Origin of the sequence: Paenibacillus sp. JNUCC-31 (assembly GCF_014844075.1) — a bacterium.
In the GTDB taxonomy this organism is placed as follows: Bacteria; Bacillota; Bacilli; order Paenibacillales; family Paenibacillaceae; genus Paenibacillus.
On the sequence record NZ_CP062165.1, the window covers coordinates 6,558,952 to 6,573,737 of the forward strand.

Genomic DNA, 14,786 nt, shown 5'->3' on the forward strand with positions numbered 1-14,786 from the left:
TTTTAATTTAAGAAGCAGCCCACTCGGGCTGCTTTTTTTATACCGTTCAAGTTAAATATTACTTTCTTGGCCTTCTGGAAGATATAATTTCGGAATGTTATTTACTTTGTTATATTTTTCGATCAAATTAATTTCATTCTGAATATTGTTAAGATCCAGACTGTGAGTATCTGTACTATTTTTGGCTACGCCTTGTGACTGTGACTGGATACCAGAATCAAACTTTCCTTGAGCTTGTTCTACCAAATAATAGCCGAAATCGTTCTTATCCGGTCTCGATCCTTTATTGCCAGTAAAAAATACAATGGCTTCTTCTCCAATTTTAAATGTAGGAGAGGCTTCTTCATTGAGGGCGATTTTCTCATGGAAAACCACCCTTAAATTTAATCCTCTCCTTCTACGTCTTCATACAGCTCAGTCAAATATTGCTGTGCGGTTAGGAGGGTAAACTCTATATTTCGTTCGGTAGGGAACCCGGATCGGTCCAGAGCCTGTTTAAATGCTTCTGCATTGAAAATATTTGGCTCATCAATGTACTTCTGTTTGACCTCCATCAACGCCCATTTTTTCGGAAAAACAATAATGCCGTTGATCGCTTGAACAGCAATATGATCATCAGGATCAGATAACGCGAATTTCTGGATATTGCTCCTTATGCGTTTGGACGTACTGATATATCTCTGCGGCTGTCTCTACCGGATCAGGTGAAAATACTTTCCCCCACTCTCTATAAATCTATAGGCCTTGAACATGCATTCTCCCCCTTATAAGCACCCATGCCAGAAAATAGAATCGTTTGTTTTGAAATATATAGAATCTGTTTCTATTGAGCTGTGTTCGGCCCTAACCTCAAATATCTTACTAATGCCCTTAATCATCTCGTATACCTGATCGATTCGCCTAACATTAGCCGGTTCATTTCCTTCAAGCTCCCGGGCCTTACACCATAGGAACCGATTAAAGAGCATCAGATCATTGCAATGGCTCTCGATACCCTGCTTTTCCATCACAGACCAATAGTTTTCAACATCTGCTCCATCCTCCCACCAATAGGCTTCCAGGCATTAGGCAGATGGGGACTGAGTTGATACAATGCGGATAGGGTATAGATTACATTAGGGATGTGTACCATTTGTTCACATAGGCAGGATAATTTTGAGACGTTAGCGTCAAGGCGATGTTGAGCAATATTAGGAGGAGATTCAACCATGCAGACGAAATTGCGTTGTGCCATATTGGATGATTACCAGAATGTTGCCTTGTCTTCAGCGGATTGGTCTCCCATCCTGGATCGGGTAGAGATTCAGACGTTCAATCATTACATGGGATCAGAGGATAAAGTTATACAGGAACTGCAAAATTTTGAAATCGTTGTTTTGATGCGTGAACGTACACCTTTTCCTGAAAGGGTAATCGCTCAATTGCCCAAGCTTAAGCTTCTGATTACAAGTGGCATGCGTAATGCATCTATTGACCTCAAAGCTGCGGAAGAAAGCGGAGTGACGGTCTGTGGTACGGAAGGCAGTTCGAATCCGCCGACAGAACTGACGTGGGCGCTGATTCTTGGCCTCTCAAGGAATCTGGTAACTGAAAATAACGCATTGCGTTCGAACCGGAATTGGCAAAGTACCGTTGGCATGGATTTGTACGGAAAGACATTGGGGCTGCTCGGTTTAGGCAAGGTTGGCAGCCGAATGGCCGTTATAGCGCAAGCCTTTGGCATGAAAGTGATCGCCTGGAGTGAGAATTTGACACGGAAGAGGGCTGAGGAGCATGGTGTTATGTGGTCGGAAACCAAGGAACAACTACTCGAACAAAGCGACATTGTATCCATTCATCTCGTTCTCAGTGACCGCACTCGTAATCTGATTGGACGAGCCGAGTTCCAACGGATGAAAAATACCGCTTTGTTGGTCAACACGTCCCGAGCAGGCATTGTGGATCAAGAGGCGATGGTCGAAGCTTTACAGAATGAGTGGATTGCCGGGGCTGGGCTGGACGTATATGAACAGGAGCCTCTTCCTGTAAATCATGTGTTGCGTACATTGCCCAATCTGCTGGCAACGCCGCATCTGGGTTATGTGACACAAGGCAACTATGCCATCTATTTCAATCATACGGTAGAGAATATTGAGGCGTTCTTGAAAGGGACAACGATCAGGCCATTGCTTCCGGAGAAGTGAAGCTTCTCTGTGATAAGTTAGCAAAAGTAAAAGTATGTACGTAAGATAAAAAAAGGTGCTTCCCCAATCGGAATTCATTCCTGGAGAAGCACCTTTTTTGTGGTTATCGTATCGAATAATTATCGTTAAGTCGGTGCACCACACCCAAGAGCCCTGTTTTTTAAGCGTGTGGTCCTCATGTAGAGGTACGGATCATGGCTACACTGGATTCGCGGACAATGAGCCGAGGCTCAAATTGAATATGTTCGTAATCAGCAGTACTCATCTCTCGAATGCGTTTTAATAGGAGTTCCGTAGCAAGTCGGGCCACTTCTTCCCCCATAATGGAGACTGAACTGATCTGAGGTGACGATACGGTAGTCCACTGGTTATTATCTACACCCACAACAGCAACATCTTCGGGCACGCGTATGCCGAGCTCCTTAAAGCGATTCACCAGGCCAATCGCCACCATATCATTAATGGCGTATACCGCATCCGGCATATGAGCCAGCCCATAGAAATAATCCGCAGCATTCGCTCCTGTTTGGAGAGAAAAGTCTTCACCAAAATAAACCAGTGAGATATCCACATGGCTTAATGCCTGCTCGTAAGCCCGATAACGTTCTTCGATGATATCTTTAGGTGCACCGGCGTAAGCAATCCGGTTCCGTCCGATTTTAATCAGATGCTCCATCACCAGTTTCCCTTCCGGCTGTGATAGAGAGACAACATCTGCCTTCATGCCGGGTTCCAGCTTCTTTCCGTAGTTAATCATGGAGATGGGGAGTGGAGCTTTTTCAATCAGGCTTGGTAATGTCTTGGGATAAGCCAAGGGCATGAAAATGAGTCCATCCACATGCAATTTTTTGATATTACGGATGGTTTCCAATTCTGTTCTTGCATTACCCGCCGTATTGATCTGAACCACATGATATCCATGCTGCTTCGCCGTTTGCTCAACAGACCAGGAGATCTCGGGAATGATGGCATTGCGTATATCGGGTACAACCAGCGCAATCTGATGCGTTTGACGTATCTTCAGGCTCTGCGCAGAGGTATTGGGGACGAATCCAAGTTCATCAATGGCTTGCATGACTTTTTCCCGGGTTTTGCTGCTGATGCCTTCGGAGTTGTTGATGGCTCGGGAGACGGTAGCGATGCCTACACCTGCACGTTCAGCCACATCCTTAATGGTAATCTTCTGATCTTTACTCACGTTTAGTTAACCTCACTTCATCGGAAACGATTCCGAATATTGAAAATAGGTACAAATGGAATGACGATCCAATGCCTTAATTATAACATTGAAGCCACCAAGTATCCCATGAACACGATTGAACGGTTACAGTGATTTGTTGCCCTCTAAGGAAATCGAATGATTAACATAGAGATAATTAGGGCAGAACCGGCTAAGGAGCCGAAATTATCATCGGATTGTAAGGCTGGCAGTATAGCAGGTTTATCGGTGTAAAATTCATAAGATGGACATATGTGTGACAAATTATGTTTGACAGCCTATTTAAAATGTGACATATTTAATTTACGGAAACGTTTCCGATTATATCATAACTTATGATCTGGGAGATGAAACAAATGAAAGCATTGCGTTGGCACGGAGTAAAAGATTTGCGTCTCGAAAATATTGATGAACCTCGCCCTCAACAGGGTAAGGTAAAAATAAAAGTGGAGTGGTGTGGGATCTGCGGCAGTGACTTGCACGAATACACGGCAGGCCCGATCTTTATTCCGGCTCAAGCTCCGCATCCGCTAACAGGGGAAAAAGCACCTGTTGTGATGGGTCATGAATTTTCAGGACAAGTGGTTGAAGTAGGCGAAGGCGTGACACGTTTTCAGGCAGGGGATCGTGTTGTGGTAGAACCAATCTATGCTTGCGGTCATTGTGAAGCTTGCAAACAGGGGAAATATAATCTCTGCAATCAGATGGGATTCTTGGGTCTGGCAGGCGGAGGCGGAGGTTTCTCCGAGTATGTAACGGCTGAGGAATATATGGTGCACGCCATTCCTGACTCCATCTCATATGAGCAAGGGGCGCTGGTTGAGCCTTCCGCTGTGGCTCTACATGCAGTGCGCCAAAGTAAACTGAAAGTCGGCGACACTGCGGCTGTTTTTGGAGCAGGCCCGATTGGGCTGTTGGTTATTGAAGCGCTGAAAGCTTCTGGCGCATCGGATATATATGTCGTTGAACTCTCCGAGGAGCGTAAAGCCAAAGCGAAAGAACTTGGCGCTATTGTTATTGACCCAACACAATACAATGTGGTGGAAGAAATTCATGAGCGTACCCAAGGCGGTGTGAATGTAGCTTATGAAGTCACAGGTGTTCCACGGGTGCTTCAGCAAGCCATTGATTCAACACGTATTGGCGGTGAATTGATGATCGTTAGTATTTTTGAACAGGAAGCACCGATTTTGCCAAACTCCATTGTCATGAAGGAGCGTACAGTCAATGGCATTATCGGATACCGTGACGTATTCCCGGCTGTTATTAGCCTGATGGCTAAAGGTTTCTTCCCGGCAGACAAGCTGGTAACCAAACGAATCAGCTTGGACGAAGTGGTAGAACACGGGTTTGAAGCATTGCTGAAAGAAAAAAACCAGGTTAAAATTCTGGTGAAGGCAGAGTAAGTATCAGAGAAAATAGTAAAGAATATCATATATTTAAGTACAGGTGAACGTCAGCGAATGGCATGAGGAAAATCAACCGGAGCCAATGATTCGTTTTGGTAGGCATTCACTATAAAATATGACAAATAGACAACGCATCTTCGGATGAGGTTGTCTATTTTTTTTGCACAGTCCGGGCAGAATTTGTTGCAAGTAGGTTTCGTTTTACATAATATAAATAGATACAATTTGTATCATTTTAATTTTGGTGTAAAAGTGTTATCTCACAACATAAAGGAGGAAGCGGACATGCAGAGGAATACAAAATGGGCGGCTGTGATTTTGACGATCGTTGCTGGCGTGGGGTGGCTGTTGATGGGGAACTCGAAACCCAGGAACAATGTTTCAACAGATCATCAACCGACTGCGGAACGGGCACTTGCCAAGGTGTCCAATGCGCCTATAACATCCGCTGATGTGACGAACAAGATCGAATTGCTCGGAAGACCTTTTAAGAAAGCGCCATATGCCAATAATGTTTGGGACTTGCAGCTGTATAGAGACAAAATATACATGGGGCATGGGAACAGCAGCAATATGGGCGTTTCATCCAATGCCGGCCCCATTCCTGTAATTTATTACGACACGGCCGATTCCAAATTTATCACCCAATCTGTTACCAATAACAACCCAAGCTTCGTTCCGTCCACCAAAATGTTTGTGGATGAGGAACAGATTGACATCTACAAGGTATTGAACGATAAGCTTTACATCCCTGGAAATGATTCCGATGGCGAACAGTGGGATATGGGAAACTTCTACCGGTTGGATGGGGATGTTTGGACCAAGTATCGCAATCTTCCGCTGGGTGTACACGTATACGATCTGGCGTCCTATCAGGGCAAGCTGTTTGCAGCGCTGGGGACCGAGAAGAAACCCACAGTGCTCATTTCTCATGATCAGGGCGAAAGCTGGCAAACATTTGCGACGATTAACACGTTTGGCTTCCGGGCGTATACGCTGTTTGAGATCAAGGGCAAATTATATGCATCAGGCATGATGTATCCAGCCAATAAAATCTGGGGCGACAAGACCAATGTATTAGAGATTAATGAGAGGCTTGAAAAGAAAGACGTAGTCATCTATGGTAGCAAAATGCTTCCAGGGATTTCTTATCAAACCGGTACAATCCCGTATAATAAGATCGGGAAAAATATTAATTTTAACAATAAGCTGCTCTATATTGCCGGAGGGGTGTTCAACGATGGGCAACTTTTGCCCAAATCATTAAACGTGATGACCGACATTAATCAGGCAACGCGTGTCATTTTGCCAGATACCCTGGCTCTTCCTACAGATGTGCTCTTGCGGGATGGTAAAGTCTATGTGCTTACCTACACACGGAAAAGTGCGAAGCTCTATATAAACCGGGTGTATCAATCCACCGATCTGAATACATGGAATGAAATTCTCCGTTTTAGCCAGGACACGTACGCCAAGTCTTTTGAAGAACATGAAGGTGATTTTTACTTTGGGCTGGGTACGGACCCCGATGTTCTGTCTACCTCTTCAGGCAAATTACTCCGGGTTAACCGCAATCATATCCCTGTTAATTCTAATTAAAGGCAAGGAAGATTATGGATTATATATTATTATGCTTCATTTACATTTTTGGTTACAGAGAGAGCGTTAGGTTCGTTGTGCAGGGCAAGCTGAAATCGTAGAACTTCCTAGATGAAGCTACTGCAAGCTTGCTCTGTTTTCTTGTGTTCAGGAGATCAGGAAATCGGATAAGGCCTTTCTCCGAAAAACACTCTATTAAGAGAATTTTCAAGGCGGTTTGAAAGAACAAACGCCAACGGCAACGAAAACTAAAAACAAATCTGAAGCCGCCAAAAGGCGGCTTTTTCACCTCTCTATAATAATAATTTCATTATATGAAAAATTCACAATAGAAAAACATATATCGCACCGCTGATACCCCGTCTCTTGCCCTCCCAATCACGCACGCTCATGGAATAACACCATCATGTACCACACTTTAACCTAAAAAGGTAACTATTTTTCGTAATTCAGGCTGTGCCTTCAAAAGTTGTACTCGATCCGTCTCCATTTTGAAAATAAAGCACCTTATGATAAGGTTAGGCCTGAACCCTGTTCAGCCAACAATACAACAACGCTTAAGGAGGATGACCATCCTTGTACATCCATAGTCGCAATTCAAAACATAAACACATAAAATCACTTCCAATGCTATTTGTGCTATTCGGAATAGTACTCCTGTTATCGGCATGCGGGCAGGCACAGAAGCCTTCCTCATCCGCTGACTCGAACAACGGCTCAACCACAGAGCAATCTTCATCAGAGCAGGATGACAATCAAGCTGGAACGGATACAGGTGCTAATTCAAACGCAGGTGCTAACGATCAGGATGATCAACAGAATACTGTGCCTCCGCAGGAAGAGAAAGATCCGGTACAAGAGCAGCTCGACCAATTGTCTTTGGATGAGAAGATTGGACAGATGATTCTGGCCGGTGTTCAAGGGACCACTTTGGATAATCAAGCCAAACAGATGATCAAGGATCAGAAGGTGGGGGGGATTATTTTCTATGCAAATAATGTCTCAACTGTTCAAGGTACAGCCAAATTCGTGCAATCCATTAAGGATGCCAATCATTCCAATCCGGTTCCAATTTTCATGAGTGTGGATCAGGAAGGCGGCAAAGTTAGTCGCATGCCCGAAACGGTAGAAGCGATTCCTTCGAATGGGAAAGTGGGTAAGGCGAAAGACGCAGATTTGGCTGAAACGATGGGTGAATTGCTGGCCCGACAAATTAAGCTTGTAGGTTTTAACGTCGATTTTGCTCCTGTGCTGGATGTGAACAGTAATCCGAAAAATCCGGTGATTGGGGATCGTTCATTTGGCAGCTCGGCAAGTCTGGTATCCCAAATGGGTATAGCGGAGATGAAGGGGTTGCGGAACGAAGAGGTTATTCCCGTAGTGAAACATTTTCCCGGCCATGGCGATACCTCTGTGGACTCCCATCTGGATCTGCCTGTCGTGAACAAAACAGAAGAGCAGCTTGCCCAGCTGGAATGGATTCCGTTTCAGTCCGCTGTGAAGGAACAGGTGGAAGCGGTTATGGTGGCGCATATTCTGTATCCGAAGCTTGATCCACACCATCCGGCCTCCTTGTCGGACGTCATTATTGGTCAGCATTTGCGTGGGAAATTCAAGTATGACGGCGTGGTCATCACAGATGATCTGAGCATGGGCGCGATTGCGAAAAATTATAAGCTGAACGATGCCGCCGTAGCGACGGTTCAGGCAGGGAGCGATATTTTACTGGTAGCTCACAGTTATGAGAGTGCCAAGACCATATTTGATACGCTGATGAGCGCGGTGAAGTCAGGGAAGATTTCGGAATCCAGAATTAATGAAAGTGTATATCGAATTATCGCTTTGAAGCAGAAGTATAACTTGTCCGATGAGGAGCAGCCATCTGGAGATTTGAAGCAGCTGAACGCTGACATTGTGGATTGGCGCAAGCAGGTCGATGCCCGATAGTACCCACCTGTGTTATGATTTTGGAAAGAGCATTGCATATTCCATTACGACAGGTTAGAGGTGAGACCTTTTTATGTATACGATAATGATTATTGAAGATGATTCGAAGATTGCAGGACTACTTCAATCCCATATTGAACGATATGGTGACAAGGCCGTTGCGGTTGAGGACTTTGAGCAAGTCGTCCAGCAGTTTGAACAAATTAAGCCGCATGTCGTGCTGCTGGATATCAACTTGCCGAGTTACGATGGGTTCTATTGGTGTCGCCAAATTCGTTCCATTTCCACATGTCCGATTATTTTCATCTCTGCCCGGAGTGGCAAGATGGATCAGGTCATGGCGCTTGAGAACGGGGCGGACGATTATATTACGAAGCCGTTTGAGCATGAAATTGTCATGGCCAAAATCCGAAGTCAGCTGCGCCGGGTGTATGGCGATTATGCTGCGCGTAATGAAGAGCGCAAGGTGGAACTGGATGGACTAACTGTTTATCTGGAAAGATTGGAGATGGAGCTCGGTGATCGCAAGATACAGCTGACCAAGAAAGAAACCATTTTGCTGGAGACGTTGCTGCGTCGCAGTCCCAAACTGGTTAGCCGTGAAACCATTTTGGAAAAGCTGTGGGACGATTCCTTTGTGGATGATAATACACTTAGTGTGAATGTGACCCGCGTGCGTAAACGATTGACTGAGCTGGGAATTACAGATGCGCTGGAGACAGTAAGGGGTTCAGGTTATCGACTCAACAGTAATTGGAAGGCATCTTCACCCTCATGAAGTTGTTTATCAAAGAACATATTGTACTGACTTGTTGGGTAATCGTTGTACTGCTTACTGTGGTTGCGGTCTTCTGGTACGATGGCTATGACCACTGGTTTACGGCCACGTATGCGGTATCTCTAGGGTTAGTCCTATACTCAGCTTATCTCATGTATCGCTATCTGTCCCATCGCCAGTTTTATACCCGAATGTCCCAACGAATGAATGATCTGAAAGAATTTGTTCCATTGAATGAGCCCGCGCCCTTGCCGCAGGCATTGTCAGAACTGTTGGACTCACAGTACGGTCATTATTATGCTCATCTGCATCGTCTGGAACAGCGTCAACAGGAATACCTGACTTTTATGAATCAATGGGTTCATCAGATGAAGACACCTTTATCCGTCATTGAACTGACAGTTGAGGATCAGGAGGATGAGGACCCACGCTTCATCAGCATTCGAGAGGAAGCTGACCAGATGAGACGAGGGCTGGAAACCGTGCTGTACATGGCACGGCTGGAGACATTTGAACAAGATTTCAGTGTGGAACTGGTATCCCTCAAGGAGGCCGGAGAAGAAGCCATCCATGAGCTGAAACGGTTCTTCATTCGCAATCACGTATATCCCGAGATGAAAATTGATTCTGCGTTAATGGTCCAGTCGGATGCGAAGTGGATTCGATTTGTCCTCGTACAGCTGTTATCCAATGCCATCAAGTACTCTTCCGGGGGAAAAGGGCAAAAGGTATCCATCCATGCTTATGAATCCACACGATCCATCATTCTTGAAGTGAAGGATCAGGGAGTCGGTATTCCCAAGTCGGATCTCAACCGAGTGTACCAGCCTTTTTTCACCGGAGAGAATGGGCGTCACTTTAAAGAATCTACGGGTATGGGGCTATATATTGTTAAGGATGTCCTGACACGAATGAACCATCGGATTGACCTTACATCCGTTCAGGGAGCAGGAACCACTGTAACCATTACATTTGAAACCTGAGATATAAATCTGCATGATACGAAACGAAATGAGAAGACGTCTGGTGCCCTGACTGGGATCGGCGTCTTTCTCGTTTTCTACATATTAGAGGACAATTGTCGGATAGAGAAACGATATAACCTTACAATAATGTCATGAAGATGAAAGGTTAATCCATAGGAGAATGGTCGAAACTTCGATAGACTGAAGTCAGAAAGTAGAGAACGACTTCGAATTGCGATGAAGTTCACCCCAGCTTAGTTTAATTCAAATTCAAAATCTAAAAGGAGCCATTAACTTATGGAGATATGTTCAGTTAAACAGATTAGCAAAATTTATAAGGGGGTCGTGTCATACGAAGCCTTATCAGGGATTGATCTCAGTATTCAGGAGGGTGAATTCGTCGGCATCATGGGTCCATCAGGCAGCGGCAAAACAACATTGCTGAACATGATTTCAACCATTGACCACCCTACTTCAGGGGAATTGCAGATTGCAGGAAAGAACCCGTTTGAACTGAATCATGACGAACTGGCCTTGTTCAGACGGCGAGAGCTTGGGTTTGTGTTTCAGTCATTTAACCTGCTCAACACACTCACGGTAAAAGAAAATATTGTATTGCCGCTTACGCTGGACGGCGTATCGGTTGAGGAGATGAATGAACGTGTTGATCGACTCGCAGAGAAGCTGGGCATCGCATCTCTTCTGAACAAACGTACGTATGAAATTTCAGGAGGTCAGGCCCAACGGACAGCAATCGCACGAGCCCTGATCCATTCTCCCAAGCTGGTGCTGGCCGATGAGCCTACAGGAAATCTCGATTCGAAGGCAGCGCGTGATGTAATGGAGATGCTGGAACGTCGCAACCAGGAAGATCGGGCCACCATGCTGTTGGTCACGCATGACGCTGTGGCGGCAAGTTATTGCAGCCGGGTTGTCTTTATTAAGGATGGACGACTGTACAACGAAATTCATTATGGAGATAACCGATCGACGTTCTATCAACGAATCATCAATGTATTATCCCTGATGGGAGGCTCGGGTCATGAATTTTCGCCAGTTCGCCATTAATAATGTTGTTCGCAACAAACGAATTTACCTGGCTCATTTCCTGAGCAGTACGTTTTCCGTCATGATCTTTTTTACGTATGCGCTGCTCTTGTTTCACCCGGATCTGAAGGATGGACTGAAGGGTTCAAGTAATACAGTGACCATGCTTGCGAATCAGGGGTTTCTAATTGCAGAGATTATTATTTTCATCTTTTCGTTTCTGTTTCTGCTCTATTCCGTAGGTTCATTTCTCAAGACGCGTAAAAAAGAATTTGGCATATTTCAAATCATTGGCATGACACGTAAACAGATGAACCGACTGTTATTTATGGAAAACTTGTGCATTGGACTCGCCGCCATTGTGGCAGGTGTTGGATTAGGAATGATCTTTGCCAAGCTGATCCTGTTGATCTGCGGTTCGATGCTGGCTGTGGAAGAAAGTCTCCGATTCTATTTTCCATTAAAAGCAATCGCACTTACTGTCGGAGCATTTCTGCTGCTGTTTGTTGTGATTGCGCTGAGCTCATCCCTGCTGATGCGTAAGGGGTCATTGATTGACCTTGTAAAATCAGAGGAAAAACCAAAACCCGAGCCTAAGGCTTCTCGTCTTTTAGCACTTCTCTCCGTCATACTCATAGGGGGTGGATATGCGGGGGTATTTGCCTTTGTATGGATCACATACTCCTTCCCTTTACTGTTTGGCAGCGTTGTTTTGGTTATTATAGGCACGTATCTGTTATTTACCCAACTTAGTGTGTATGCCATTCGGGCGCTCAAAGGCAATAAGCGTTTGTTTTTCCGCAAAACGAATTTGCTGTTTCTGTCCGAACTTACCTATCGAATGAAAGATAATGCGGTCATGTTTTTTATGGTGAGTGTGATCTCGGCTTCCGCCTTTACGGGCATTGGCACAATGCTGGCGATCGCTGATCCGGGATTGTCATCGATGTCGAATCCGTATGCATTTACTTACCAGAATTCATGGAATACCCCCAGTGCAGAACGCCACATCAGGAAGATCGAAGAGACTTTAATTGATAATGAAGTTCCGTATCAGAAAGGAAGTTATATTCCGCTGATGGATAACGAGGGCAACTATATCATCAAACTCAGTGAGTATAACCATCTGGCCAAGGCTTTAGGTTATAAAGAGCGAACGTTGGAGAATACCAATGAGTCGTTTATGGCTCCAGGTAATCTCACAAGTCGTAAAGCATTACGTGCGGATGCAGGACAGAGTTCTTCTCAGAATAACTTCGATTTGTGGGTTGGTGAAGTTCATGAAAAAGTACGGTTAACCACACCTGAAACCGAGATCGTCATCCCGGTTGAATATTCAAGGGACGTTTATGTGGTATCCAATGAGCTGTACGATAAAATGAATAAGGAATTTAAGAATGATATCCAAGCGGATGAAAATTTTTATTTCGATAGAAAAACTCAATTTGTTGTGACCGATTGGATGGGGACGCGTCGTTTTGCTCCTGACTTGATTGAATCCATTCAAAATGATTCAAGTAATCAGGGCTACTTCGAGATCAGCGCTCTCGTGCTGGATTGGCTTAATTCCAAACAAACCAACGGCATTATCCTTATTCTGAGTGGATTGATTGGCATCGTCTTCTTTACCTTTGCTGCAAGCTTTACCTACTTCCGGTTATATGCAGATCTGGAACGGGACGAAGAGCAGTACCGCATGATTGGCAAGATGGGACTGAGTCGCCCCGAGCTTCGCAACATTGTAACCAGACAGTTGGTTTTGATGTTTTTCCTGCCAATAGTGTTGGCCATTATCCACAGCTCCGTTGCCTTTGTTGCATTGCAGCAGTTGGTAGATTTCTCCGTCATGGGTTACACCTTGCGAATTTTCTTGGTATTTGCATCCATGCAGATTCTGTTCTTCCTGTTGGTACGCTGGCGTTATCTTCGCAATATGTATGCCAAATTGATCTAATTTACAAACACCGAGCCTGAGGCTCGGTGTTTGTTGACTTTTTCCTCCAAAGCAAAGTACTATTTCAATAGATACAGTATGTATCGTTGTAAGTGACCTTAGTTATGAAACGATTTAAACGTTGGATTTCATAGCCTGTTAGCCGAGAAGGAGGATTACATTGAGCATAACGATGTCTCGTGGACAAGCTTATCTGCAACGGTTGAACGACGAACGTAAGGTATGGCTTGATGGAGAGTGTATTCGAGTAACGCAGCATCCTGCCTTCCGGGGAACGTTGCAAACGGTTGAAGGTTTGTTCAATCTGGTAGATGCTCCGGACACGAGAGAAACAGTGGCTTATTGGGATGAGCAGACGAGTGGATATGTACATCAAGCTTTTCGAGTACCCCGTAATGCTCAGGAGATCAGCAACAGGGCAGCAGCCTTTCGATTGTGGTCTGATCGCACCTATGGGGTGATGAGCCGCCTGTCGGATTACGCCCGATCCCGTCTGACCGGATGGTACGCCACACGGGACGAGATGGCAGCGCATGACCCGGCGTATGGAGACAAAATCGCTGCCTATTATGATGAAGCAAAACGAAAGGATGCGTTCCTAACCATTGTCCAGCGTGACCCGCAGATTAACCGGGCTCTGCCTGTGGGGGAAGATGAAGATGCGATGCTCCGCATCATTAGCACGAATACGGAAGGCGTTGTAATCCGTGGAGCGAAAATGGTGGCGACCGCTGCTCCCTATGCGGATGATATCATTGCGTACCCGATTCAGCGTATTCCTGGACATCGGCCGGAGCTGGCCCATATGGTTATTGTTGCAGCAGGGAGTCCAGGGTTACATATGGTATGCAGAGAATCTTTTGCGACACCGGATTCGGATAACGCTCATCCGCTCAGTATGCAGTATGATGAGATGGATGCCGTTTTATTTTTTGACGACGTATTCGTTCCTTGGGAGCGTGTATTGTTACACAACAATCCCGAAGCGGTATGGCAGATCCGCTGCAACGCAGCATCTTCCAGCCTGGCTTATCATCAGAGCATTATACGGCTGCATTCGAAGCTGGAATTCATTACAGCCATTACGTCTTCGATCGCCAAGGAAATTGGAATTGATTCCTTCCTGAACGTCCAGGAACAGCTAGGAGAGATGATCAGTCAGATGCAGACGATTGAGGGACTCATCATCGCTTCCGAGGCACAAGCTGCGCCGGACGTTCATGGTAACTGGCTCCCATCCTTCAAATATATCGAAACAGCCCGTAATCTGGGGAACCGTTATTACCCACGCGCTGTAGAGATTTTGAAGACCCTTGCTGCAGGTGGCCTTATTCAGATCCCTTCCGGGAAGCTGGAGCCCGAAGGAAACATCAGCTCCATGATGAACAAATATCTTGGAGGCGTAACGATGCAGGCACCGGAAAAGATTCGATTATTCCAACTCGCCTGGGAGCTTACGGGAAGTCCGCTCGGAGCGCGACATGATCTGTATGAACGTTTCTATGCCGGTGATCCGGTACGCAACCGGGCAAGTCAGTATATGCAGTATGACAAGGACCAACTATATGCACGGGTTGAACCATGGTTACGTAACAAATAATGTATGAACTCCTGAAACTTTGTTTATATTGGTTTGGGTTTAAAGCTCTGGCCTGATGTCAGGGCTGTTTATTTAGGTTATCTTT

Annotated in this window: 12 protein-coding genes; 9 read left to right on the top strand and 3 right to left on the bottom strand. The window is 45.3% G+C overall.

The window, feature by feature from the left end:
- Positions 1–51 precede the first annotated feature (51 nt).
- Positions 52–375, bottom strand: a complete 324-nt coding sequence (locus JNUCC31_RS28965; RefSeq protein WP_192266779.1) for a hypothetical protein — start codon at positions 373–375, stop codon at positions 52–54.
- A gap of 8 nt (positions 376–383) precedes the next feature.
- Positions 384–557 carry a hypothetical protein gene (locus JNUCC31_RS33610; protein ID WP_228469295.1) on the bottom strand — a complete coding sequence of 58 codons (174 nt, stop codon included), beginning with the start codon at positions 555–557 and terminating at the stop codon, positions 384–386.
- A 651-nt stretch (positions 558–1,208) separates the two neighbouring features.
- Between JNUCC31_RS33610 and JNUCC31_RS28970 the strand changes: the two genes are divergently transcribed.
- Positions 1,209–2,183 (top strand): D-2-hydroxyacid dehydrogenase family protein, encoded by a 975-nt coding sequence (locus tag JNUCC31_RS28970; RefSeq protein ID WP_192266780.1) that lies wholly within the window; start codon positions 1,209–1,211, stop codon positions 2,181–2,183.
- Positions 2,184–2,358: 175 nt separating this feature from the next.
- Here JNUCC31_RS28970 and JNUCC31_RS28975 read toward each other — a convergent pair whose 3' ends face one another.
- Entirely contained in the window at positions 2,359–3,381 is a 1,023-nt protein-coding gene (locus tag JNUCC31_RS28975) for a LacI family DNA-binding transcriptional regulator (protein ID WP_192266781.1), read from the bottom strand.
- A 377-nt stretch (positions 3,382–3,758) separates the two neighbouring features.
- Here JNUCC31_RS28975 and JNUCC31_RS28980 point away from each other — a divergent pair, with 377 nt between their 5' ends.
- The 8 genes from JNUCC31_RS28980 to JNUCC31_RS29015 all read left to right on the top strand — a co-directional run bounded on the left by JNUCC31_RS28980 (position 3,759) and on the right by JNUCC31_RS29015 (position 14,701).
- Positions 3,759–4,808 carry a 2,3-butanediol dehydrogenase gene (locus JNUCC31_RS28980; RefSeq protein ID WP_192266782.1) on the top strand — a complete coding sequence of 350 codons (1,050 nt, stop codon included), beginning with the start codon at positions 3,759–3,761 and terminating at the stop codon, positions 4,806–4,808.
- A gap of 288 nt (positions 4,809–5,096) precedes the next feature.
- Positions 5,097–6,410 carry a hypothetical protein gene (locus tag JNUCC31_RS28985; RefSeq protein ID WP_192266783.1) on the top strand — a complete coding sequence of 438 codons (1,314 nt, stop codon included), beginning with the start codon at positions 5,097–5,099 and terminating at the stop codon, positions 6,408–6,410.
- 627 nt (positions 6,411–7,037) lie between these two features.
- On the top strand, positions 7,038–8,357 hold the full coding sequence (nagZ, locus tag JNUCC31_RS28990) for a beta-N-acetylhexosaminidase (RefSeq protein ID WP_192273406.1): 1,320 nt from the start codon (positions 7,038–7,040) through the stop codon (positions 8,355–8,357).
- A gap of 73 nt (positions 8,358–8,430) precedes the next feature.
- On the top strand, positions 8,431–9,135 hold the full coding sequence (locus JNUCC31_RS28995) for a response regulator transcription factor (RefSeq protein WP_192266784.1): 705 nt from the start codon (positions 8,431–8,433) through the stop codon (positions 9,133–9,135).
- Entirely contained in the window at positions 9,132–10,118 is a 987-nt protein-coding gene (locus JNUCC31_RS29000; protein WP_192266785.1) for a sensor histidine kinase, read from the top strand. The genes JNUCC31_RS28995 and JNUCC31_RS29000 overlap by 4 nt, the downstream gene beginning before the upstream one ends.
- Before the next feature lie 279 nt (positions 10,119–10,397).
- Entirely contained in the window at positions 10,398–11,168 is a 771-nt protein-coding gene (locus JNUCC31_RS29005; protein WP_192266786.1) for an ABC transporter ATP-binding protein, read from the top strand.
- Complete coding sequence (locus JNUCC31_RS29010) at positions 11,143–13,101, top strand: ABC transporter permease (protein WP_192266787.1); 1,959 nt, start codon at positions 11,143–11,145, stop codon at positions 13,099–13,101. The genes JNUCC31_RS29005 and JNUCC31_RS29010 overlap by 26 nt, the downstream gene beginning before the upstream one ends.
- Positions 13,102–13,273: 172 nt before the next feature.
- Entirely contained in the window at positions 13,274–14,701 is a 1,428-nt protein-coding gene (locus tag JNUCC31_RS29015) for a 4-hydroxyphenylacetate 3-hydroxylase family protein (protein WP_192273408.1), read from the top strand.
- Positions 14,702–14,786: the final 85 nt, after the last annotated feature.